Origin of the sequence: Bacillus sp. 17RED48, from assembly GCF_019837545.1 — a bacterium.
In the GTDB taxonomy this organism is placed as follows: domain Bacteria; phylum Bacillota; class Bacilli; order Bacillales; family Bacillaceae_G; genus Bacillus_A; species Bacillus_A wiedmannii.
This window is the reverse complement of record NZ_JADAXG010000003.1, coordinates 447,621-469,446: the sequence shown is the minus strand read 5'-3', so window position 1 is coordinate 469,446 and position 21,826 is coordinate 447,621. Positions and strand designations below refer to the sequence as shown.

Here is a 21,826-nt window from a genome sequence, read left to right as displayed (position 1 = left end):
TTCTTATTGGGGTGTTTATTTTAATAAATCTCCTCATCACGATTATTCTTTTCTTATTCATACGTGAATTTTTTATTAACAATCCAATAATTTGTTAAGAAGAGTGTCAATAAGATCCAAATAATCGTTAGTAGTACATTGACCACTGCGGTTGCATTCACTCCCCCCGTGACTAACATTTCCATTGCATGTTTACTCATACTGGCTGGATTAACCTGATCTATTATTGGATTCAAACCGACAATTATTCTACAAGCTAAAAGAAAAATAATTGAAATTAGCGCAATAATACCTTGAGTTTGAAAAATAGCACTTATCATTATTGTGAAAGATACGATAAAAAGAACCCAAATTAAATAAAATAGTAATCCAGTAATCATGTGCAAAAACGGAACAGCAGTAAAAAGGTAGTTTATATATAGATAAGAAGTAAAGTACCCAATCATTACACTGAACGCTACTATTACATAATTTGATACTATTTTCCCCGCTATATATGAAGTAACCGTAACAGGTCTTGTTAAAATAAAGGCCAACATACCGTTGGCTTTATCTGTTTGAATGGCACCCATCATAGAAATTACTAGAATCATAAGTCCGAGCTGATCAAACTGAGACCCCAAAGTACTTGCTAGTACTTCGCCTCCTTGTTGTGCTGTCATACTCGGATCGATGGTAATCCCCTGCCCTCCACCTAATGATCCTAAAATGGATGGCAAGTAATGCGTTACTATTGGCTGTGTTGCCCCTAAAAATATAAAAACAATTGGTAGCCAAATCATCTTAAAATCACGTATCATTTGAACACATTCTTTTTTTATCAACACCATTAGATTATTCATTTTTGCACCACCAATTTCAAGAAAATTTCTTCTAAAGTATCGTTGTTTATTTCAAATTTAACGATGTCCACTTTATGCTCGAGTGCATTTTGCAGTAACATATTTTTATTCATTTCGATACTTTCAACCTTCACTTTGACTTTAAGCCCAATCACTTCTACGTCCTTCACATAGGGCAACTTTTTTACAACGTCAATCCACTTTCGATCTTTAGCTGTGATTTCAATGATTAACTTATTTTCGCTATTACGGTGTAAAAGCTGAGTAATTGTTGTATCTTCTATTTTTGTACCATCTTTAATCATGACAAATCGTTCACAGATTTCTTCTGCATCACTTAATATATGGGTTGATAATAAAATGGTTGTATCTTTTTTTATTTCTTCAATGAGATTTAATACTTCCCTTCTGCCAATTGGATCTAATGCAGATACTGGTTCATCCATGACAATAAGCGAAGGCTTATGTAATAATGCTTGTGCAATACCAAGTCTCTGTTTCATTCCCCCAGAAAAGGTACTCACCTTTGAACCATCTGCCCCACTTAATCCAACTTTCTCCAAAATTTTTGGTATCGACTTTGACAATGCTTCTTTTTTCATCCCTGAAAGTTGCCCCATAAACATTAGGGTTTCTCGCGCCGTCATCCAATGAAAGAAATTAGGGTACTGCGGTAAGTAGCCAATTTCCCTTTTCATTTTTGATATTTTTACCCCATTCAATAACACTTCACCAACATCTGGATTAATAATATCTGAAATCACTTTTATTAATGTAGATTTCCCTGCCCCATTTGGTCCGATTAACCCTACACATTCCCCTGATTGCAGTTCCATCGAGAAAGTATTGACAGCAATTTTTCCTTTAAATGATTTTGTTACATTTCTAATCTCTAATTTCATAATTTCTCACCGTCCTTTCTCCCTATAACAAAGTACAGAATAGGTCCCAATACGTTAACAAAGATAATAATTAGCGTCCATGCAAATACATTTTTTCTTGTTTTTCTATTTCGATATAAATCAATTAATGCAATGAAAACTAAAAGTGCCCCCACTGCAATAACCGGCAATATTATCGGGAGAAACGCCATAATATCCATGTCTTTAAGATCATTCCATCCATAATGTAGTTGCATTTTTATCATTCCTTCCTAAACTCATTATCATTATTGATAATAATAATGATAAATCAAGAGCAGATGCATTGCAAACATTATTCTCATTATTTATAATGAGAATAAATAATGAATAAGGTGATATATAGTGAGTAATAAAGTTGAAATCTTAATGCATCCAGTAAGAATGAAGATTTGCCAAGTATTAATGAGAAATAAAAAAGATGGACTAACACCATTAGAAATGGTAAAAATCATTAAAAATGTACCACAAGCAACACTATATAGACAGCTACAAACTATGGTTGATTCTGGTATTGTCCATGTAATTAACGAAAAAAAGGTAAAATCTGTTTCTGAAAAATATTACGCAATCAATGAAGAAGATGCAAAAATTGAAGGAAGTGAGTGGAAAGGATTATCTGATGATGACAAGTTAAACTACATTTCTTATTACCAGTTATCACTTATGACACAATATCAAAGTTACCTTAAGAAATTAGAGGAACAAAACAGTCAAGAAGATAAGGCTACTTTTTCTGTTGTGGAATTAAAGCTCGATGAAGAACACTTTGGAAAATTTCAAAACGAACTTAACGAATTAATGATTAAGTACTATAATAACCAAAGTAAAGACAACGAAATAGAGGCTCCGGTTCGGACTGTCGCTATTACAATTATTCCAGAAACGTAAACTAACTCAATATAAATAATACAAGCCGATGTTTCCTATGTTAAGGAAACATCGGCTATCTTCATTTCAAAAATTGTTTAGCTTCTGTTTTAACTTCTGCTGTAAGGCTAGCGAAAAAACTGATTTAGAATTCGAATGTGCTTAAAGCCCTTGTCTTTCTTTTATTAAATGAACTCTTTTCTTTCTTTTTTCATGTTACTCTCATACCATCCACACTCTCTCCAAACACTTTTAAAAAAGAAGCATGGGTAAACTAATAAATATAAATTAGGAATCCACCAAGAAATATCGGAATCTAAACGGATTGTCCAAAATGCTAGAGCTTGTAATCCTGAACAAAAAGTTAAAATTAATGATAAGAATGCAAAGTGGCTCCAAATATGTTTTTGTTTAGAATGTAAATACATGAGCATACCCCTGTTGTTCCCTCTTATTAAAGGAGGAACTATTATGGGATTTGGTGGTAGTTGCGATTTTACTGAAGGTTTTACTTTATTAGTTGTATTGTTTATTTTATTAATCATCGTCGGAGCTGCTTGCTTCTGCTAAAAAACTATAAGAAAAGACACTCTTATCATAGTGTCTTTTCTATTCTCTTTAAAGAATGTATATCGACCTCATAATTATTCCCATATGGTCTAAGCGCCGAAAGTTCTTCCTTTGGCCCATAAAATAATACTTTCAAATCATCATCTTTATACTGAACTACAAAGAAGTCATCAAATTGGTCAAATGTATTTTGATTGATCGTGATAAACCCTTTTTCTTGGGCAGTTGTTTTAACACTTATTCTTCTCCCATCTTTAATGACATCATATCCATGCTGATTAGTCACGTTGGATAGCTCACCATTTGTGTAAAGAACACAAAAAAATTCACCTAGACGACCTATAAGATGCCTTAATTCAGTCGCCTTACAACCAAGAACATTCATCTCAAATCGTAACATTTCAAAGTATGCCTCATATAACTTTTTGATTTGTGAGATTCCTATTTTATCCTTATCCTTATAAAAAAGAAGTTTACCATTATCCCACTCACCTACAACAGATTCACAATCTGCCCCTTTAGGTTTGTGAAAAACTAATCCTGTATAAGGATAATTTTCACCTACATATCTATAAGTTTTTTTATTTATATATATAAACAGATTTTTATTAAACACTCTCCCTTTGTTATAACGGTTATAACAATAATCAGCAGGATTAATACTCCCCGGTTTCGTATTAAATTTTGTTATTAATCTGTCCTTTATCTCTGCAAATGTTACAGTATCGCCTATTTTTTCTTTAAGAGCCTCTATAAATTGCTCATAAATAGTCAATGTAATCCTCTCCTCATGCTTATCAATATTTTTAGCCATAGTACAACCTTTACTCTATAATTTGACCCGATTGTAGAATAACGTAACCGATGTTTTTAACTTTTTTATATAACCATCTATATAAATTTTACATTTAATTACTTAAATTTCATAGCCTAATAGAGTAAAATATAAATTGGAGAATTTTATTAAAAATAAAGATAATACTCCATTAAGAGCTCTTTTTATTTAGGAAACGCGTCTTTTTTATATTGGCTTTTTAAATAAGGTAAACGTGAAGAAGCATTATAAAAAACAGGACAATAATATTAAATTGACTTCCATTCGAAGGAGTTTAAGCTTTGCATGTATGACTATTTGGTTGAGCAATCGATATGTTGTGCTGAAACGTCAATATATAAAAAAGGATCTCTCTTGATAAAGAGAGATCCTTTTTTTACTTCTTCTTCTTTTCTGTCGGTTGGCTTTGTTTAGCGAAATTAGATGAATCATCGAAATTCGGTTGCTTTTTACCAGCATTATTACTTCTACCTTTTCCCATATGTAATGCACCTCCTCTCATCCTTACTATTCCCTATAAAAAAATCCTCTTGCATCCAGGAGGATTTTTTTATTGTCTCTTATTAATCATACCCAACTGTTCTCGTAGTACTTCCAACACTCCCGGTTCTGCCATACCATTTTGGATAGTTTTAACCATAGCGTTGATGGTAATTATCATATTCAGCTTGATAAAGAACAGCTTACGAATGAATTTGATATTGGCCATGAATTAGCATGTATCATCCTTTCTAAAAAACAAAAAAAACACTATCCCTCCTCATGTTTTTACAGAAAGAATAGCGTTTTTTTTCATTTTAATGGTATTACTTGATAGTAATGTATATCCCTATGAAAACTAATATAGAAATAACATCAATAAACTTGTAACAATCCCGACCCAAATGCAGAGAATGAAACAATAACCCATAATATCTTTAATTTTCAATCCCAGTACTCCTAAAAGAGGTAGTGCCCAGAACGGCTGAATTAAATTTGTCCATGCGTCCCCCCATCCTACCGCCATAGCGATAGTAGCCGGATCTACAGGGACCTGCAGTGGCCCTTGCAAAGCCCATTGCCCCCCGCCAGATGGTGCCAATAAGTTCACCAATCCCGCTGACCAATATGTAAATATATCAAATGTATCCTTTGACGCAATAGATGCCATCCATTGAATGATTGAGCTCCCCAATCCTGAACTACCTAAAACAGCGATAATCCCCGCATAAAATGGAAACTGTAAGATAATTGGAGAAATGGATTGCGCAGATTCTTTGAATCCTTGCGCAAAGTTGCCAAGAGAACCATGCAAGAGTAAACCAAGTGATAAGAAAAACAAATTAATGATATTTAAATCTAAACTATGGCTGTTCATGAATTCATAAACACAATACAACGTGCCAATTCCGCCTAATACTATTCCTAGAACCGGTGTCCATTCCAGTTTTTCCGCAGCAGTTAAATTCTTTTGAGGAGGTTTTACAAAAGAATTTGTATCTGTTTCGATTGCTTTATAGCTGATAATCCCACTTTTTGGAGCCATAAGGACAATAATAATTGGCATCGTGATGAATAAAATGAAAAAAATAATTAAAGTAGAGTAACTAAAAATTGTTTGTGAGGTAGGAATAATTCCAATCATATCTACAAGAAAATGATCCTTTGTGGCAATTGTCAGGCCAATAGAACTGGAGAGACCTGCGCTATATAAGGCTGTCGGAGCGTAAGCAGCAGCTACAAGTAATGGAAAATGTGCATTCGGATTCTTTTTCGCTACTTCCTTCGCAATGATCGCTCCCACAACTACGGCTAGTCCCCAATTAATATAGTATGCAATTGCACTGATCAAAAATGTCATCGTATAAGCCTTTTGGGGTGTATCGGCTAACTTTGCAACGGACTGCAAGCCTCTATTAATAAAAGGGACAGAAGCTAGCGTCATCCCTGTAACCATTAATAATACCATTTGCATTGTAAATGTTAAATAAGTCCAAAACCCATCCCCCCAAGATTTTACGATTTTGTACGGATTTGAGGGATTCATCAATAAAGCTATAATGAAAGTAAATAAAGTTAGCAATACAGCAATAACAAAGGCATCTGGGACATATTTCTGAGACCATCTCGAAAATACATTTGCACATCGTGTAAGCAATGATTCTTTCTTTCCTGGTTCTGGATTTGTCTCCAACAAGGAATGTTTCATAAATATTCTCCTTTCTAAACTTTAATAAGGTAAATATAAATAACATTCCACAAAAGAAAATAAAATCCTTTTGCACTTGCTGCATACTAATCAACTAGAGTTACACTTAGATGCCGTTACTTTCACCCTCTCATTGATGATTCATTCCCACGGACGTGTTACCCTCGTATTAATAAATATCATTTTATGTTCATTTCCAATTAACTTTATAAATGAAACAAGTTGCCCAGTAGTAAAGGCTCCATTTGTATCTAATCCAACAATGAAATAGTTTCCTAAATTCGCTTCATTTTTTAACTCTTTAACTACAGGCATTATTATTTTAAATCCACAGGAATAACCAATTTCAAAACAAAATTAACAATACTAATTGGCGGACAACCATTTACAATTCTTCAGGGATGGTTGTCTATCGAAGTTAGCGCAAACGGACGTAACTTTCAGATAATCAATACGCATTTAGAGCCGTTTTCTCCCCCTGTTCAAGTTGCTCAAGGGAACGAATTACCAACAGAACCAGCCAATACAAATCTACCGCTAATCCTTCTAGGAAATTCAAATTCAAGTGCTAACGGAACCAGTTCACCAACATATAGAAATTTCATCACGATATTGTATTAATTCAGCTTCTTATCTTAATAAAAAAATGTATTTCAATTTATAATTTTAATAGAAGGAATAGATTAAGTAGGAGGAGGTACTTTGAGGATAGCGCCTTTTCTTTATAAAAACTCAAAGTGCTGGCATCGTTAATATTTTCGTTCCATCTGGTGGCGGTCAATGGGCTGTGCAAGCACCCATTATGATTCCAGCTGGCGCTGAACTTGGTGTACCTGCCGCAAAAACAGCAATGGCAATTGCGTGGGGCGATGCTTGGACGAATTTGATTCAACCATTCTGGGCTTTACCGGCATTAGCGATAGCTGGTTTAGGTGCTCGTGATATTATGGGATTTTGCGTTGTTAACTTACTATATGCAGAATTTATCCATTAGTCTATGTTTCTTATTTATTCAAACAAAAAGCTAGTTTTATACTAGCTTTTTTACACAATAAATCATTTATTTCCCATGCAATTTATAACCCTCTTCCACTCTATCTCCGTAAGATGTAACGCCTCAAATGCAAAAAAGTCTTCACATACTTTTTCAATTAAATGTGGATTTTTCTTAAGGAAATTCCATTGTAACGCTTTAGGAAGAAAATACGCTTCATACTCTTTACTTCCTCTTACTACCTCATCCACTTCTCTTTCACAAATTCCTCTTATTAAGTAATCATTTCTTAATTGTATTTGAATTTGTTGAAACGTTTCACTACATTTCTTCAATTGGACTAAGCAATTAATATATGTACGAAAAAATTCATTATCATAATTGCAACACTTTATAATACGTTCCATTTCATTCATAATGAACGAGCTTTTTCTTCTATTTGTAATAGCCACTTTTCCCGCTTCTCTACTTTACTCGTTTTCACAGATTGAAAAACAGATCGTTTTATATCGCGAATGCCGCAAAAACGTAAAACGCCTCTCTTCATCATAATCCAATCTACTGATCGATATAATAGTGCAACGTACCATAACGGTGAATCTAACGTATTAATTACCCATGCCTTCTTCCCTTTCAATAAGCCTTTCGGCAGGGCTCCTTCATATTTATAAGCAAAACCAGCTACGAAAATGCGATCAATAAACCCTTTTAAAATAGCAGGCATCCCCCACCACCATATCGGATATATAAAGAGAAGCGTATCCGCTTCTTCTACTAACGTTCTGTACCGAGCTGTTTCTTCTTCATTTACTAAATCACGTCTTTTCTTCTCTTCATTAAATACAAGGACTGGATCAAATTGTTCCTTATATAAATCAAGTACCGTAACCGAATGATTTGTTTCTTGTAATCCTTTTTGCACATACTTTAATATCGCTGCGTTAAAACTGGAAGGACTAGGATGAGCGTATACAATTAGTACATTCACTTCATAACAACTCCCTCTATAAGTTAAAGTTTCCCCTTCTTTAACATCTTCTCTACAATTTGCACGTTTTTCGAACTTTGTAATAAACAATTTAATAATGTAAGTAACTCTTCCTTTTCTAAACCTTTCAGCTTCTCTTTAACCGTACTTTCACCAGCACCTTGAATATCATAAACGACCGCCGCCATATGCTTACAATAATTTTCATATGGACACTCGCAACTACTTTCTGTAAAACTTTCAAGATCAATCATTACTTCATAGTTTCCTGCATTTCCAGTAACGAAAGCAAATATTTTCTTTTCTTGTATTTCAACATCTTCTACATGTCCTTCTTCATAATATTCATAACCTTTATCCATAATGTACTTAGGAATCCATTTCGTTATATCATTTAGTAAGTAAGCGTACATAACAACACCTCTTCCTTTAATTCCCTTTTGACTTCCAAAACCCTGCATGTTATTCTAATAACTGTCAAATAGCAAGTCTATATGACAAAACGACTGACACCTATTCGGCGGAGGTGTCTCTTTTCATTTGCAGCCGATATGAAGTGCCTCTTTCAGGCACATTCAATCTTTGACACTACACACTCAACACCATTCCCTTGTATCAGGCTGCTTAAGCAGTCTTTTACTCTACATACTTCAAAAAAAAGAGAGCTTAGCTCCCTTTTCCCGCCTTATAAAATACCCCTTTTTCAGTATAGAGATATTCATCAGCTAATGTAATTTTCCCATCCAGTTTCAGTTCATCTAATAGTCTTGATAAATAAAATTGATGTAACATCTTTTTCGTGAATTTTCCTTCATGATGCGAAACGATATGTTCTTGAATATCTAACAATGATATTGGCTTATCTTGCTCTATCATATATTCATAAACTGTACTACGCAGTTTTACGTATTTTTCGAGTGTCACAGTACTTCGCAACCCCTTTCTTCTTAATATAAATTTTCGTAATCGGTTTTTTTGCAACAAAAAAACCTCTCCGATAAGAAGAAGTTACGTATATATCTTCGTCTTATCTCCCAGAACAAATATGTTCTGCTGGAATTAGCACCTGCATCGCGGTTGCTGGGTTTCATCGGGCCAGTCCCTCCACCTCTCTGGATAAGAAAATATTCACTTAATTCCTACTATACGTAATTTCGTTTTAATTGTCAAATAAATATAACAAATTATATTTTGTTCCTTACTGTTCATACTATACATATATGAATATGCAAGGAGGATTATGAAATGCACGAGAATGCTCGCGGATATGTCCAAAATTCTTTTCAATCATTACAAGAAGCAAAACATTGTTTAGAAGAAGCGCTACAAACTGTTGAAAAAGATTTTAATCGCGCTCGTATTGAACAATCACTTTATGCGATCGAACAAGCTATTCAACGCTGTGATTACACGGTTCATATTTTAGAACAAGATTGAAAAAGCTTCCCATCATAAGGTGGGAAGCTTTTTCAAATGGCATACTTCATAATTATTGCCGTTATAATTAAAAAATATACAGAATTAGCAATTTCTAAAACCCCTACTTTTATAATAGAAATTTTTTTGCCATACAACATAATTGCTCGAATGACACTCGGTATAAAAATAAGAGAACACCACGGATTCATTGAAAATACAATGATTGTTAATACAATATGATACCCCCATGATATACGGCGATACTTCGGGTTATTTTTCTCGCGAATCATCGTTTTTACATAAAATGTACTTCCTAAAAAATATAAAAATGAAATAAGCGCAATAAATAATGCTGTTTTATCTATAAGTTTCATTGAAAAATAATAACTAACTAAACCACCAATACAAAAAACAATAATCGCACTAATGTCATTTAGTAACGCTCTTTCATTCTTTTGACGGGCGTAATACATATTTACTATAAATAATGGAATCATTACTGCTACGAATAAAAGAATGCGCCATTCATATAATAGAGAAATCATCCCAAATACGAAAGCGATGATAAAATATACAATTGCTGCATGTAAAAACTCTTTTTTTCGTTTTTGCTTTATGTACGTAAGAAATGGATACGTAGCTAAATAGATAAAGAACCAAGCTAAAAACAATGGAATATGATAAATAGTAGGTTTCCCAAGTATGACACTTAATAGAAATGGTATAACGAGCATGGCCCATGCACCATGTTGCTTCGGAATAACTAACTTCATTAACTATACACCTCCCTTTTGAAAATAGTTCTCACCTACTATTATACAAATAATTTTATATAGTAACGGATATATATTGGACTATTTTTTGACAATAAAAAATGCTCCTTACAATATGTAAGAAGCATGAAAGAGGCAAACGAATATGTAAGTCGCGACCCTACCTTATATGAGTATGCTTTTCTATGCCATGTTATGCTTATCTAATATGCCAAATTTCTTTTTGAATCTCGTAAGAATCGTAATCCAAGACGTACTAAATAATAGTAAGAAAACAACATTCGAAATCGCATGGCTCAAATCGAAATAAAAACTTGCAACATAGTACGCGACAACTGTTTCCCACGTTGCTTCCTGTATAAAACCGAGAAGCCCCCAGAAGTTCATAATCCAGCCAAATAAAAATCCAACAAACAATCCGTATAGAAGTCTTCCCCATAGCTTTCTCATTAAAAATGTATTACGTAAGAATCCAGCTATAAAACCAATCATACCCCAGGAAAACATTTGCCATGGCGTCCACGGACCTTGTCCTAAAAAGATGTTAGATACGATAGCCGCTGTTGCACCGATCATAAAACCAGTTTCACTCCCAAACACAATTGCAGAAACGATAATGACAAATGAAGTCGGTTGTACACTTGGCAATATCGAAAATGGCACGCGGCTAACTGCTGCAATTGCCGCTAACACAGCAACGAGCACAATTTCACGTGAAACAAAAGCCTTTCTTTCAAAGCGGATATAGAAAGGTAACATAATAATAACTAATAAAAACAAACTACTTAACATGTAATAACCGTCCATGATAAGTGTAGTAAAGAGTAATGTGCCTATTATTACTGCAAAAATACATATTATGAATGCAACATATCGTTTGGACACGCTTCGTACACATCCTCCCACGTTAATGCATATGGCAATTCTTTTCGAATGAATCGATTGATAGATGTTGTATAAAAGAAGTTTCCACTAAAAAATTCCTTCGGTGCATCATTCATAATAACTGCTCCGTCAAATAACATCATGCATTGATCAACGTATTTCGCTGCAAACTCAATATCATGCGTTGCCATTACAATTGTTGTACCTTCTTTTTGTAGCTTTCTAAATAGCTCTCCTACTCTTTCTTTTTTCCACGGATCTAATCCCTTTGTCGGTTCATCAAGTAACAATAAAGTCGGCTTTGATAATAACGTTGTACATAACGCAAGTAGTTGTTGCTCTCCCCCGCTACAATCATGCGGATGGCGTTCTTTAAGCGAATGTAACCAAAACTGTTTTAGCATATCTTCTGCTATTTCTTTTCCTTGTTCTCCATATAACTCACGTGCACGTTCATACACTTCTTCCCACACTGTATCAAATGTAAAATGATAATACGGATGTTGTGATACATACCCGATCCTTTTAAATCGTTCTTTCGAATCAATTTTATGTATCACTTTCCCATTCCACTTTACTTTCCCTCTTCTCGCTTTTTGCAATCCCGCTAAAATCGTTAACAGTGTAGATTTACCTGTACCATTTTTCCCAACGAGAGCTACCCATTTTCCTTTTTCAATCGATACGGTTAAATCTCGTAAAATAAGCGGACTATTTTTTTCATATTGGAACGAAATATGCTCTGCGCTTAAAATGACTTCTCGCTTTTCACTTTGTGCTATTGGCTCATTCACATATGATATATCTGAAAAGTTATTCAGTTTCATTTGTGCTTCTCGCACTGTAAACGGAATATCTTCCACGTCCCATTCTAAAAACAATCTTGGAATTTGCGGAATAAATGGACGGAACTTTTCAACTTCCCACATGTTCGCTATAACCGTTTTAGGACTGCCATCATAAACGATGCGGCCGTTATCCATACAAATAACGCGTGTTGCAAGTGGTATCACTTCATCTAAACGATGTTCACTTAAAACGATCGTAATTCCAAGTTCTTCGTTAATACGTTTTAACAATCCTAAAAACTCTTTCGCAGCGATTGGATCTAACTGCGCCGTTGGTTCATCTAATAATAATAATTTCGGCTGCATAACTAATACCGCAGCTAAATTGACAAGCTGCTTTTGCCCGCCAGATAACGTATGAACAGATTGATGCAATAAATCTTGAAACCCTAAAAAGCTAATGAGCTCTGCTATTCGTTTTTGAATAATCTGTGATGGTAACCCGATATTTTCTAAAGAAAATGCTAATTCTTGAATGACCGTATCCATTACGAGCTGATTCTCTGGATTTTGAAATACCATACCAATTTCTTGCGCAGATAATAAATCCGGTACTTCCTCTAATAAAACGTCATCATAAAAAATTTCTCCTGAACGTGTACCAATTGGAAGTAATTCCTTTTTAAAATGTTTTAATAATGTCGTCTTTCCAGAACCTGACCCTCCAGCAAGTGCAATAAACTCTCCTTTTTGAATAGAAAGAGAAATATGCTGTAACGCATATTCGTTTTCATCAGCATATACAAATGATAAATTGTTTATTTCTGCATGCGCCACCATATCCATTCCCTTCCTTCCATTATAATTGGTAAACTAATAAACATCGTAAGTACGACAAACATCATTCCATCGTATTGCTGAAATAGAATAGACTCGACTTTTGGATAAATGATTAACTTTCCTCCGCCATACGTACTACATATAATAGCAATGATAAGTAGAATACTTAAATAACTGAGCATATACCAATCGCGTCTTTCCATTCTATACCGAATATATGTCGTACGCTTCGTTACACCAAACCCACGAGCTTGCATAGAATCTGCTGTTTGCAGCGCATCTTCTAATGAACAAATTAATAATACTTGCAGCAATTGCATACCGTTTTTCACCCGTTCAACAATTGAGCCTGCATCTACTTGTACACCTTTTGTCTTTTGGACGAGTGTTATTTTCTGTAATCGCCTCATAAACAAAGGAACAAACCTCACTGTAATCATCGTTAACAATACTACTTTCGGTGAAATTCTAGAAAATAAATATAAAAATTTATGACTCGAAATAATATCATTATACGAAGCAAACGTAAACATAATCGCAACTAATAATAACCCCATTACTACTCCATACATAATTGACTCAAGCTTAATACGGCTATCCCCTAACCAAAATAACGTAGTTCGGCCTCTATGCGTTAATAATGAATTAAATAAAATGACCATAAAAAAGAAAACAATTGTGCTCGGTAACATCTTTCTTATCTTTTCGCTATTCCCTTGCATCACATTAATTATAACGATTAATAGAATTGCTCCAATTAAAAAAAGAGGATGAAGACACATCATACATAGTATCATCACCCCGATATAATAGAAAAAATTCACAAAAGGATGTAAAGAAGAAAAACTTATTTTCATAGCCCTTTACCGAATGCCTTTCTTATTTTAATACAAACACCCACTCAATTGTATCTCCTGGTTTAACTGTTACTACACCAGCACTATAGTTTGGAAAAGCACCATTCACACGATATTTCCACCCACTAGTAGTAGTAATATCTTTTTCATATAAATCATTAATACCTTTTACATAAATATCACCTTTAGAACCCATCACATCAAGCTCTAATCCTGTGTTCTTTAGCACATTATAGACCGTGTCACCTTCTTGTACATCAACCTTTTTCGCGCCTAATATGTATCCTTCATGTCCTTTTACGGAAATAGTAACTTGTTTTGCTTTAGGTTCTGGTGGTACTGGGTTTGGTGGTGGTACCGGTGTTGGCGGAGTTGGTACACTATTGTTCTCTTCTGGATTTTTCTTTTGCTCCTGTTTCGGTGTTTCTTTCGGTTGATTCACAACCTTCGCTTCTTCTCTTACTTCTGGTGCTTTCGGTTGTTGCTGTTGTTTCTCTTCTTGTGCTTTTTGTTGCTCTGGCTGCTTAGTAGCAGGCTGTTCCTGAGGTTTTTCTTCCTTTTTTACTTCTGGTTGTGCCTGCGTCTTTTCTTCTTTCGGCTTCTCTTCTACTTTTTGTTCTTGCTTCTCTTTCTGTTCTTCTTGCTTATTTTGTTCTTGTTCAGCTTGTTTTTCCTCCGGTTTTTCTTCCGGTTTCGCTTCATCTTTTTTCTCTTCTTGTTTTGCTACCTCTTCTTGTTTTGGTTCTACTTTCTTCTCAGGCTTAACAGCTGCCTCTTCACATCCGGCAAGTAGCCCAAGTGAAAGCATTAAAGAAATAAACCACTTCATCTTACTCATGTTGTCTCTCACCTTTCATAATAAAATTAGGAGCAAATGATTGCTCCTAATTTTTGTTAAGCTGCTTTACGTCTCCATAATACATATGCAGCAGCAATACATATTACACCCATACCTACTTCTGTAGCTGCACTATGAGAAGATGCTCCTGTTTTTGGTAACGTGCTACCATTTCCGGATTTTTTATTTTTAACCGGCTCATTATCGACAACAACTTTTAGCGTGTCATCTTTCGTTTCTTCTTGTACTTGCTTTTGTTCTTCTGGTTGTTCAGTAACTTCTTTTTCTACTACAACATTTTCTGAATCCACATTCGGTTTCTTATCGATTTCAGGAACAGATACATTTGACCAATCATAAATCGATTTTCCAAGATCCTCAAACTGAAGTAAAGCTAAAAATGCTTGCTCTGTAGCCATTCCGCTACCGTTTTGATCACTTGGTAACCATTTGAATTCACCATTTGGAAGTTGGTATGATAGTAGATTTTGCATTGCCTTATGTAGACGATTTTGATCTACATCTTTCACAAGTGATAGTCCAATAATTGCTTGCGCAGCACTATTAGAATTTTCTTGTCCATCAGCAGAAAAACCACCATTTTCTAACTGTTCATTATATAAGTAAGCAACAGCTTTTTCTACAGCTGGCTTCACATCTGGTCGATCTTGATAAGGAGCTAATGCTGATAAAACCATACCTGTTACATCAACGCTACTAGCACTGTCTTTACTGCTTACACTATCGTAAGTCCAGCCGCCATCTGTATGTTGCGCGTTTAAAAGCGCATCTACTAAAGCAACTCGATTCCATTTTGAATTCACTGGAACTTCATATTTCTTCGTATCAAATGCAAGTAAAGCAAATGTATAACCTGTAACAGAATTCACTTTATCTGATTCGTACAATTTTTGAACTAAATTATGTTCGCCAACCTTTGTAGGGTCTGCTTGCATTGCATTCATCATAATAATCGTTCTAGCTAAATCTGTCGCTGAAAAACGGTTAATGCGCTTTTCTACTTTTTCAGTTACTGACTTAACATAATTTAATTTCGCCTCAATTGGAACATTCTTTCCAGAACGAGAAAGGCCTAAAGCTACCCAATCACTTTCAATTCCATCTTGTAACATCTTTTCAGATGTCTTAGAGATCGCGTCATTTACTTGCGCTGCTGGAACTTGAATGTTCTCTTGCTTTGGTTGCTCTGGTTTTTCTTGTTTTGGATTATCTGTTTTTGGTTCTTCTGGTTTTTCTTGTTTTGGATCATCCGTTTTTGGTTCTTCTGGTTTTTCTTGTTTTGGATCATCTGTTTTTGGTTCTTCTGGTTTTTCTTGTTTTGGATCATCCGTTTTTGGTTCTTCTGGTTTTTCTTGTTTTGGATCATCTGTCTTTGGTTCTTCTGGTTTTTCTTGTTTTGGATCATCTGTCTTTGGTTCTTCTACAGTTTTACAAGTACCAAATTTATCTAATGTTTGCTGTAATGTTTCCTGGCTCATATTACTCCAGTCTGCAACAAAACGAAAGACAACAACATCTCCAGCATTTAATTTATAACTATCTGCTCCAACTTCTGCAGATTTATCATTTACATCATATAACCAGCCACTTGTGTCCCCAGCCATTAAACCGTCAATGCCTTTAACATACGTTCCAAAAGACATTGTCTCTGCTGTTACTTTGTCCCCCATGACTTTTTGCAGCAAACTTAAAGCTGTTTCCCCATCTTTAATTTGCTCTTCTTTCGGACATAACATAATACCCTTTTGTGATTCACCAATAATTGCAAGTTTTGCTGTATTTCCTTCAGCAAACGTAATATGTACTGTATTCGCAAAAGAAACAAATACAAGTGTAACTGCCATTAACGACGTAAGCAGCCATTTTTTTAACATTGCCATCCCAAAATTTCCTCCCTTACTACTATTTACACAAAAAAAGGCCCTTCAAGGGCGTGCAATTGACACTCTTTTTTTGTAAGTGTCGAACAAACTGTACAACACCTCCGACCCGCATCATTCGCGGCTATATTTGTATAGGAAAAATAATTTTGTTTATGAACGTATCATTGTGATAACATTCACTTTTCTAGGCACAACTGACTTCCATTCAAGTTATCGTAAAACGATAAACCTATACATTCTGTTAATTTTAAATTTCTGTATTATTTTACTATTGACAAAGAATTTTGTCCATGCTTTATCGGATTTATTTTCTAAGAATAGTAACTTACTAACCTTTAACGATGCAAACTCTTTTCACTAATAATGACGCCATCTTCATCCGCATACACATATTCATTCGGCTTCCATTCTACTTGTCCAAATCGCAATGAAATATTCCGCTCTCCTTTTCCTTCTTTTACACTTCTATTTGGCATCGTCCCTAACGCTAAAATACCAATATTAATATTCTTTAGTTCACTAGAATCACGAACATATCCATTTACAATAATTCCTGCCAGCTTCCTTTCCTCTGCAATAGCTGCCAAATTATCACCAAGTAACGCACAATTCGTAGATGCTCCGCCATCCACAACTAATATCGTTCCTTCTGGTAGTGTTTGCAATCCTTCCTTCACTAGTACATTATCATCCTTCACCTTTACCGTTGCAATTTTCCCGTGAAATTGTTCTTTCTTCCCAAAAGACCGAAATGACTGGCGACATATTTGTAATTCTTTTTCAAACTCATCACATAGATCCGTAGTTTTCCACATCTTTTTCCCCTCTTTTCCTTATTCCTTCTATATAACATATTCTTGGGTTATTTTCGTTTCCCTGTCTAACGTTTCAATAATTTGTATGTGCAGGAAAAGCATAGAAAAACTATTGCCTTAAGAAGCCACCTTTATTATAATCTATTTCACAGATAAATTTCAGAATATTAAAATTAACCAAGTGAAAAAGGAGGGGTTTTATGCAATTACATACCGAGGCAAAAAAACAGCCGAGTAAACGAAAGTTTAAAATGCCTGACGCGTACGTACTACTATTTTTTATTGCTTTACTTTGTGCAATAGCTACATATTTCGTTCCTGCTGGAGAATTTAAAAGAGTTACAAACGGTACTGTTACAACGACAATACCAGGAAGTTATCATTCTGTTCCACAATCGCCAGTAGGGTTTGTTTCTTTTTTTACCGCTATTGAAAAAGGAATGACACTTGCTGCTCCGATCATCTTTTTAATTTTATTTACAGGTGGAGCCATCGCCATTCTTGAAAAGACAGGTGCCCTTGACGGTTTAATCTATCATGTTATTAATAAATTTCGCAATCAGCAATTACTTTTCATTTGTATTGTCGCTGCACTCTTTTCTATTCTCGGAACGACTGGTATTATCGTTAACTCAGTTATTGGCTTTATCCCCATCGGCATCATCGTTGCACGCACATTAAAATGGGACGCTATCGTCGGCGTAGCAATTATTTATTTAGGCACTTATGCTGGTTTTAATGCTACTATATTATCTCCCTCACCTTTAGGCATTTCACAAAAGATCGCAGAACTTCCGATGTTTTCAGGGATTGGTTTACGTACAGCAATCTATATCTCTTTTTTAATTGCTACCATTTTATATATTAATTGGTACGTAAAACGTTTGAAGAAATCGAATAAAGGAAGCATTCTCGGTGACAACTGGTTTCCAAGTAACGCTCTTTCAAACGAAAAAGAAATAAAGAAAACAGAAGTTCCTTGGACAATACGCCACAAATTAATTTTACTCGTTTCAGCTTTATCGTTAATTGCATTTTTAATAGGCGCTTTTCGTCTACATTGGACGGACGCAGAAATGACCGCTACTTTTATTTTCATAGCAATTACAGCGGGAATAATAGGTGGTATGAAAGCAAACGATATCGCTTCTACTTTTCTAGCAGGCTGCCAAAATCTCATATACGGTGCTTTGATCGTCGGAATGGCTCGTTGTATTTCAGTCATTTTAGAACAAGGGAAATTACTTGATACAATCGTTAACCAACTCGCACAGTCTCTCGAAGGGCATAGCCCTGTATTTGGCGTTATCGGTATGTATGTAAGTAGTGCAGCATTACATTTCCTCATTTCATCCGGGACAGGAGAATCTGTTATTTTCATTCCGATATTAGCTCCATTAGCCGATTTCATGCACATTACACGCCAAGTTACAGTACAAGCTGTTATGCTTGGAGAAGGTGTAGTGAACTGTCTCAACCCAACTTCCGGTGTTTTAATGGGCGTTCTCGCAGCGAGCGGCATTTCTTACGGAAAATGGATTCGATTTATGGCTCCACTTGCATTCATTTGGTTTATCATTGGACTTATTTTTCTTATTATTGGCGTGAATATTGAATGGGGACCGTATTAAAAGACTCATATTATACTTAACTTAATAAAATATCTATTCTATTCTCCAATCCTATAAAAATCACTTATTCTAGTATAGATATAAATAGGGATTGATCACTATGATCAATCCCTTCTCTCAAAGTAAAAATACCTTTAAATATTTTAATTCCAAATTTTATTTACCCATTCCGGATGATCAATAAAAGGATTACGATTATGTTGATATTTCGTAAAAATCACTTCATTACGCTTTCGCTCTAAATCATCTACCGGGTCTTGTTCATTCCATTTTAGTAAAACGGATAGTTTGCCCATGTATGGATCTTTATTGTTATTCACCTTTTCATTTAATTCTAAGTCTATTTCCCCATTGTCTCCTTCATAACGAACAGCCATGTAAAATAGCATTCTAGCGATATCTCCTTTTACACTATCACGAGGTTCCCAAGAATCACTATCGTATTTACATTCTGTCGCTTCCGAATGATTTACACCACCATTATCAAAATCCAGATTTCCACGTGAGCTATTTACAGATACATCCGTCGCTCTTAAATGATGCAAATCAGTTCCAGCTCCTGCAGTCGTTCCAAAATCACCGTGAGATTTTGCCCAAACATGCTCTCGGTTCCAATTATCAACTCCTGAACCATTCGTAAGTTTCCCTTGCGAACGCCCAGTATATAAGAGTATCACATTGTTTTTATTATTTGGATCTTCATCAGTATCTCTTAGTGCTTCCCAAACCGCACTGTATGATAACTTTGTATGATCATCAATAATATTATGAAGTTCCTTCTTTAATTCTAAACCCGTTTTTCCTATTGCATTATTATAATATGTATCATCATAGCTTTTTACAGTAATCTCTTGTGGTGATGCAGAAGCTACTTCACCGTGTATGATATCTGTGAATGATAGAGATGCAGTACCTAAAATAAAAAATGAAGATAGTGTAACCATAGCAAGCTTTGTATTTCGAAACTTCATATACCCATTTCCCCTTTAACATATAATTTGAAGCTATTAACTAAAAAGTGCTTTCTAACCCCCAAAAACTTTTAGAAAGCCATACCCACCCTTTTCTTTTTATTTAATACAAAAACTCTATTGAGTCTGTATCATTTCCACACTTTTGGTTTATCTACTTTTCAAGGAATATCCTTCTCTAGTAAAGATTATTAAAATATTCCTTACAATTAAAAAGTAGTTTAATGTTAACTCATAAATTTCAATTTTTTTATGCAATTATGCATATTTGATAAATCGACTTTTCCTTTTTCTATAACTGTCTTTATTTTTTGTGTAAAACCCTTCTTCCTCTGAAGAATAAGTACAAAAATAGATTGGATACCATGTAAGGCACCAATCTATTTTAATTAAAGAAACTGTGTCAATTCTGAGTTCACAACACGTTGTGCAGTAATGATAACACTTTCAGCTGTTAGTCCATAAACACTATATAGTCCACCAGGTTGATTAGGAACAATTTGAACTTCATATTCAAATGCTTGTCCAAAAGCAGGATGAACTAAACTTAGAGTTGCAAAAGTAGAAGCATTAGAATTCACATTGAAGTTTATCTGTTCAATTAATGCTAATGAACCGTCAAGTCTAAAAACTCTAGCTACTCCAGTAAGTGGGCCCGCAGTACGGTTAAGGATCTTCACCCTAACTCTATTTGCATTAGCAGGTTGATTTCCTACATTTTCAATTGGTCCTGTAGTAAGAGCCATATAACATCACCTCCATTATAATATTATGATATTCAACGATAAACATTGACGTTATAGTTTAATTACCCAATTTATTTTAAATAAAAAAGCTTGTTTCTTATATTTTTTATAAGAAACAAGCTTTTCTTTTTCAACTACCATTCCTAAGACAAGTTTATCCATCTCGAAAACATTTACAGTTACTTGACGTTTATACTGGGACAGAACTACTACTATTTACTTTGCATTGAATCTATATATTTTTTCACTACTTCATAAACATATTCTTGATTTGCCGCTGCTGTGTTTGGATTATATTTTCCGCCGTTTGTTTTATTGTTAGATAACACTCGAATTCCTAAAAATGGTACGTCATACGCTTTTGCGATTTGCGCTGCTGCAGCGCCTTCCATTTCCTCAACAGATGTACCGTATTTTGTATGGAACCATTTAATTCTATCAACTTCATTATTCCAAACATCTGCTGAACCAATCGTACCTTCCACTACTTTACCTTTTGTATATTTATCTTTTACCGCATTAGCTGCTGCAAGTAAATCCTTATCTCCCTCGTAGTATCGGATTTTCTCAGCATTTGGATCTTCTCCTGCACTTCCTTCCGAAGCCATTAAGTCCATAGAAATCCATTTTGTCGGCTCAATTCCTTGATTCTCATCCATATTTGTTGTTTTTAATGAACCTATGTTTGCTACTTGTTTTCCTAAAACAATATCAAATACGTTTAAATTTGGATCGTGTCCACCTGATGTTCCTTGGTTAATAATCGCCTTAGGCTTATATTTTTCAATAGCCACTGCTGTAGCGGCTGCTGTATTTTCCATTCCTTTACCTGTTTTCGCTACGATTACAGGATAATTGTCGACAGTGCCTTTATAAAATACGAAAGTTCCAGACTTTTCTTCTTTCACATTTTTTAATCTTTTTGCAAACTTCTCAGCCTCTATCGGCATTGGCCCTTGAATTAAAAGAGGTTGTTGATTACTTTTTGCCTCAACTTGTTTTGGACCCGCATTACATCCCGCAAGTATTGAGAATGACAATGCAACAGTAGTTACTAGGGCAGCACATTTTTTCAACGTATTCTTCTTCATAAATAATCTCCTCTTTCTCTTGTTGTTTTCTATACTCGATGCTTTTGGTCCAAACAAAAAA

The 21,826-nt window shown here is 34.8% G+C and carries 23 protein-coding genes, 3 pseudogenes and 1 riboswitch; of the genes and pseudogenes, 5 read left to right on the top strand and 21 right to left on the bottom strand.

The features are described 5' to 3' along the window. Positions 1-53 precede the first annotated feature (53 nt). Genes ILT06_RS15275 through ILT06_RS15265 form a run of 3 tightly spaced genes read right to left on the bottom strand, consistent with a single transcriptional unit; the run spans position 54 to position 1,980 of the window. Positions 54-842, bottom strand: coding sequence for an ABC transporter permease (locus tag ILT06_RS15275; protein WP_088047155.1), 789 nt, complete (start codon positions 840-842; stop codon positions 54-56). Next, positions 839-1,744, bottom strand: coding sequence for an ABC transporter ATP-binding protein (locus ILT06_RS15270; protein WP_064475840.1), 906 nt, complete (start codon positions 1,742-1,744; stop codon positions 839-841). Before ILT06_RS15270 ends, ILT06_RS15275 begins: the two co-directional genes overlap by 4 nt. Then, positions 1,741-1,980 (bottom strand): PLD nuclease N-terminal domain-containing protein, encoded by a 240-nt coding sequence (locus ILT06_RS15265; RefSeq protein ID WP_064475841.1) that lies wholly within the window; start codon positions 1,978-1,980, stop codon positions 1,741-1,743. Before ILT06_RS15265 ends, ILT06_RS15270 begins: the two co-directional genes overlap by 4 nt. 127 nt (positions 1,981-2,107) lie before the next feature. Between ILT06_RS15265 and ILT06_RS15260 the strand changes: the two genes are divergently transcribed. Next, a complete protein-coding gene (locus ILT06_RS15260) occupies positions 2,108-2,653 on the top strand; it encodes a transcriptional regulator (RefSeq protein ID WP_222655255.1) in 546 nt (181 codons plus the stop codon). Between the two features lie 164 nt (positions 2,654-2,817). Here ILT06_RS15260 and ILT06_RS15255 read toward each other — a convergent pair. Beyond that, positions 2,818-3,060, bottom strand: a pseudogene (locus tag ILT06_RS15255) (DUF5360 family protein); the annotation flags it as partial. A gap of 43 nt (positions 3,061-3,103) precedes the next feature. Here ILT06_RS15255 and ILT06_RS15250 point away from each other — a divergent pair. Next, positions 3,104-3,202 carry a YjcZ family sporulation protein gene (locus tag ILT06_RS15250; protein WP_081257294.1) on the top strand — a complete coding sequence of 33 codons (99 nt, stop codon included), beginning with the start codon at positions 3,104-3,106 and terminating at the stop codon, positions 3,200-3,202. 25 nt (positions 3,203-3,227) lie between these two features. Here the strand turns inward: ILT06_RS15250 and ILT06_RS15245 are convergent, their stop codons facing one another. From ILT06_RS15245 to ILT06_RS15235, 3 genes and pseudogenes are all read right to left on the bottom strand, one after another. Continuing rightward, entirely contained in the window at positions 3,228-3,977 is a 750-nt protein-coding gene (locus ILT06_RS15245) for a DUF7225 domain-containing protein (protein ID WP_154131389.1), read from the bottom strand. 898 nt (positions 3,978-4,875) lie between these two features. Then, complete coding sequence (locus ILT06_RS15240) at positions 4,876-6,225, bottom strand: short-chain fatty acid transporter (RefSeq protein WP_222655254.1); 1,350 nt, start codon at positions 6,223-6,225, stop codon at positions 4,876-4,878. A 144-nt stretch (positions 6,226-6,369) separates the two neighbouring features. After that, positions 6,370-6,540, bottom strand: a pseudogene (locus tag ILT06_RS15235) (SGNH/GDSL hydrolase family protein); the annotation flags it as partial. Positions 6,541-6,961: 421 nt separating this feature from the next. On the opposite strand from ILT06_RS15235, the pseudogene ILT06_RS15230 reads away from it, so the two are divergent. Next, positions 6,962-7,253, top strand: a pseudogene (locus ILT06_RS15230) (TIGR00366 family protein); the annotation flags it as partial. Between the two features lie 28 nt (positions 7,254-7,281). On the opposite strand, the gene ILT06_RS15225 reads toward ILT06_RS15230, so the two are convergent. The 4 genes from ILT06_RS15225 to ILT06_RS15210 form a co-directional block, all read right to left on the bottom strand. After that, positions 7,282-7,635: a group-specific protein gene (locus ILT06_RS15225; RefSeq protein WP_141547156.1), complete on the bottom strand. Its 354-nt coding sequence runs from the start codon at positions 7,633-7,635 to the stop codon at positions 7,282-7,284. Continuing rightward, positions 7,632-8,207, bottom strand: a complete 576-nt coding sequence (locus ILT06_RS15220) for an NAD(P)H-dependent oxidoreductase (protein WP_098653453.1) — start codon at positions 8,205-8,207, stop codon at positions 7,632-7,634. Before ILT06_RS15220 ends, ILT06_RS15225 begins: the two co-directional genes overlap by 4 nt. 23 nt (positions 8,208-8,230) lie before the next feature. Next, positions 8,231-8,668 carry an SWIM zinc finger family protein gene (locus tag ILT06_RS15215; RefSeq protein ID WP_222655253.1) on the bottom strand — a complete coding sequence of 146 codons (438 nt, stop codon included), beginning with the start codon at positions 8,666-8,668 and terminating at the stop codon, positions 8,231-8,233. Positions 8,669-8,873: 205 nt separating this feature from the next. Then, a complete protein-coding gene (locus ILT06_RS15210) occupies positions 8,874-9,191 on the bottom strand; it encodes a hypothetical protein (protein ID WP_002096439.1) in 318 nt (105 codons plus the stop codon). A 40-nt stretch (positions 9,192-9,231) separates the two neighbouring features. Next, positions 9,232-9,330, bottom strand: a riboswitch (SAM riboswitch). 122 nt (positions 9,331-9,452) lie between these two features. Here ILT06_RS15210 and ILT06_RS15205 point away from each other — a divergent pair. After that, complete coding sequence (locus ILT06_RS15205; RefSeq protein ID WP_000545003.1) at positions 9,453-9,644, top strand: hypothetical protein; 192 nt, start codon at positions 9,453-9,455, stop codon at positions 9,642-9,644. A gap of 32 nt (positions 9,645-9,676) precedes the next feature. Here the strand turns inward: ILT06_RS15205 and ILT06_RS15200 are convergent, their stop codons facing one another. The 7 genes from ILT06_RS15200 to rraA all read right to left on the bottom strand — a co-directional run bounded on the left by ILT06_RS15200 (position 9,677) and on the right by rraA (position 17,326). Further along, complete coding sequence (locus ILT06_RS15200; RefSeq protein WP_098653452.1) at positions 9,677-10,399, bottom strand: YwiC-like family protein; 723 nt, start codon at positions 10,397-10,399, stop codon at positions 9,677-9,679. A 183-nt stretch (positions 10,400-10,582) separates the two neighbouring features. Next, positions 10,583-11,284 carry an ECF transporter S component gene (locus ILT06_RS15195; RefSeq protein ID WP_222655252.1) on the bottom strand — a complete coding sequence of 234 codons (702 nt, stop codon included), beginning with the start codon at positions 11,282-11,284 and terminating at the stop codon, positions 10,583-10,585. Continuing rightward, positions 11,257-12,918, bottom strand: a complete 1,662-nt coding sequence (locus ILT06_RS15190) for an ABC transporter ATP-binding protein (protein WP_064475848.1) — start codon at positions 12,916-12,918, stop codon at positions 11,257-11,259. Before ILT06_RS15190 ends, ILT06_RS15195 begins: the two co-directional genes overlap by 28 nt. After that, positions 12,891-13,769, bottom strand: a complete 879-nt coding sequence (locus ILT06_RS15185; protein ID WP_222655251.1) for an energy-coupling factor transporter transmembrane component T — start codon at positions 13,767-13,769, stop codon at positions 12,891-12,893. The genes ILT06_RS15190 and ILT06_RS15185 overlap by 28 nt, the downstream gene beginning before the upstream one ends. A gap of 22 nt (positions 13,770-13,791) precedes the next feature. Then, positions 13,792-14,607 carry a DUF4430 domain-containing protein gene (locus ILT06_RS15180; RefSeq protein ID WP_222655250.1) on the bottom strand — a complete coding sequence of 272 codons (816 nt, stop codon included), beginning with the start codon at positions 14,605-14,607 and terminating at the stop codon, positions 13,792-13,794. 56 nt (positions 14,608-14,663) lie between these two features. After that, positions 14,664-16,508 carry a DUF4430 domain-containing protein gene (locus ILT06_RS15175; protein WP_222655249.1) on the bottom strand — a complete coding sequence of 615 codons (1,845 nt, stop codon included), beginning with the start codon at positions 16,506-16,508 and terminating at the stop codon, positions 14,664-14,666. Positions 16,509-16,846: 338 nt separating this feature from the next. Then, a complete protein-coding gene (gene rraA, locus ILT06_RS15170; protein ID WP_222655248.1) occupies positions 16,847-17,326 on the bottom strand; it encodes a ribonuclease E activity regulator RraA in 480 nt (159 codons plus the stop codon). Between the two features lie 200 nt (positions 17,327-17,526). Between rraA and ILT06_RS15165 the strand changes: the two genes are divergently transcribed. After that, positions 17,527-18,957, top strand: coding sequence for a YfcC family protein (locus ILT06_RS15165; protein WP_222655247.1), 1,431 nt, complete (start codon positions 17,527-17,529; stop codon positions 18,955-18,957). A 143-nt stretch (positions 18,958-19,100) separates the two neighbouring features. Here ILT06_RS15165 and ILT06_RS15160 read toward each other — a convergent pair whose 3' ends face one another. From ILT06_RS15160 to ILT06_RS15150, 3 genes are all read right to left on the bottom strand, one after another. Next, positions 19,101-19,928, bottom strand: coding sequence for an endonuclease I family protein (locus ILT06_RS15160; RefSeq protein WP_016135002.1), 828 nt, complete (start codon positions 19,926-19,928; stop codon positions 19,101-19,103). Between the two features lie 389 nt (positions 19,929-20,317). Continuing rightward, the gene (locus ILT06_RS15155) at positions 20,318-20,674 is read right to left on the bottom strand and encodes a hypothetical protein (protein ID WP_016129918.1); all 357 of its coding nucleotides are present in this window, start codon (positions 20,672-20,674) and stop codon (positions 20,318-20,320) included. A gap of 212 nt (positions 20,675-20,886) precedes the next feature. Next, entirely contained in the window at positions 20,887-21,765 is an 879-nt protein-coding gene (locus ILT06_RS15150) for a 5'-methylthioadenosine/S-adenosylhomocysteine nucleosidase (protein WP_064475855.1), read from the bottom strand. Between the last annotated feature and the right edge of the window lie 61 nt (positions 21,766-21,826).

Excerpts from the sequence above, each read along its gene's own strand:
- ILT06_RS15275 (WP_088047155.1), bottom strand. The coding sequence starts at position 842 with ATGAATAATCTAATGGTGTTGATAAAAAAAGAATGTGTTCAAATGATA.
- ILT06_RS15270 (WP_064475840.1), bottom strand. The coding sequence starts at position 1,744 with ATGAAATTAGAGATTAGAAATGTAACAAAATCATTTAAAGGAAAAATT.
- ILT06_RS15265 (WP_064475841.1), bottom strand. The coding sequence starts at position 1,980 with ATGCAACTACATTATGGATGGAATGATCTTAAAGACATGGATATTATG.
- ILT06_RS15250 (WP_081257294.1), top strand. The coding sequence starts at position 3,104 with ATGGGATTTGGTGGTAGTTGCGATTTTACTGAAGGTTTTACTTTATTA.
- ILT06_RS15240 (WP_222655254.1), bottom strand. The coding sequence starts at position 6,225 with ATGAAACATTCCTTGTTGGAGACAAATCCAGAACCAGGAAAGAAAGAA.
- ILT06_RS15225 (WP_141547156.1), bottom strand. The coding sequence starts at position 7,635 with ATGAATGAAATGGAACGTATTATAAAGTGTTGCAATTATGATAATGAA.
- ILT06_RS15215 (WP_222655253.1), bottom strand. The coding sequence starts at position 8,668 with ATGCAGGGTTTTGGAAGTCAAAAGGGAATTAAAGGAAGAGGTGTTGTT.
- ILT06_RS15205 (WP_000545003.1), top strand. The coding sequence starts at position 9,453 with ATGCACGAGAATGCTCGCGGATATGTCCAAAATTCTTTTCAATCATTA.
- ILT06_RS15200 (WP_098653452.1), bottom strand. The coding sequence starts at position 10,399 with ATGAAGTTAGTTATTCCGAAGCAACATGGTGCATGGGCCATGCTCGTT.
- ILT06_RS15190 (WP_064475848.1), bottom strand. The coding sequence starts at position 12,918 with ATGGATATGGTGGCGCATGCAGAAATAAACAATTTATCATTTGTATAT.
- ILT06_RS15185 (WP_222655251.1), bottom strand. The coding sequence starts at position 13,769 with ATGAAAATAAGTTTTTCTTCTTTACATCCTTTTGTGAATTTTTTCTAT.
- ILT06_RS15180 (WP_222655250.1), bottom strand. The coding sequence starts at position 14,607 with ATGAGTAAGATGAAGTGGTTTATTTCTTTAATGCTTTCACTTGGGCTA.
- ILT06_RS15175 (WP_222655249.1), bottom strand. The coding sequence starts at position 16,508 with ATGGCAATGTTAAAAAAATGGCTGCTTACGTCGTTAATGGCAGTTACA.
- rraA (WP_222655248.1), bottom strand. The coding sequence starts at position 17,326 with ATGTGGAAAACTACGGATCTATGTGATGAGTTTGAAAAAGAATTACAA.
- ILT06_RS15165 (WP_222655247.1), top strand. The coding sequence starts at position 17,527 with ATGCAATTACATACCGAGGCAAAAAAACAGCCGAGTAAACGAAAGTTT.
- ILT06_RS15160 (WP_016135002.1), bottom strand. The coding sequence starts at position 19,928 with ATGAAGTTTCGAAATACAAAGCTTGCTATGGTTACACTATCTTCATTT.
- ILT06_RS15155 (WP_016129918.1), bottom strand. The coding sequence starts at position 20,674 with ATGGCTCTTACTACAGGACCAATTGAAAATGTAGGAAATCAACCTGCT.
- ILT06_RS15150 (WP_064475855.1), bottom strand. The coding sequence starts at position 21,765 with ATGAAGAAGAATACGTTGAAAAAATGTGCTGCCCTAGTAACTACTGTT.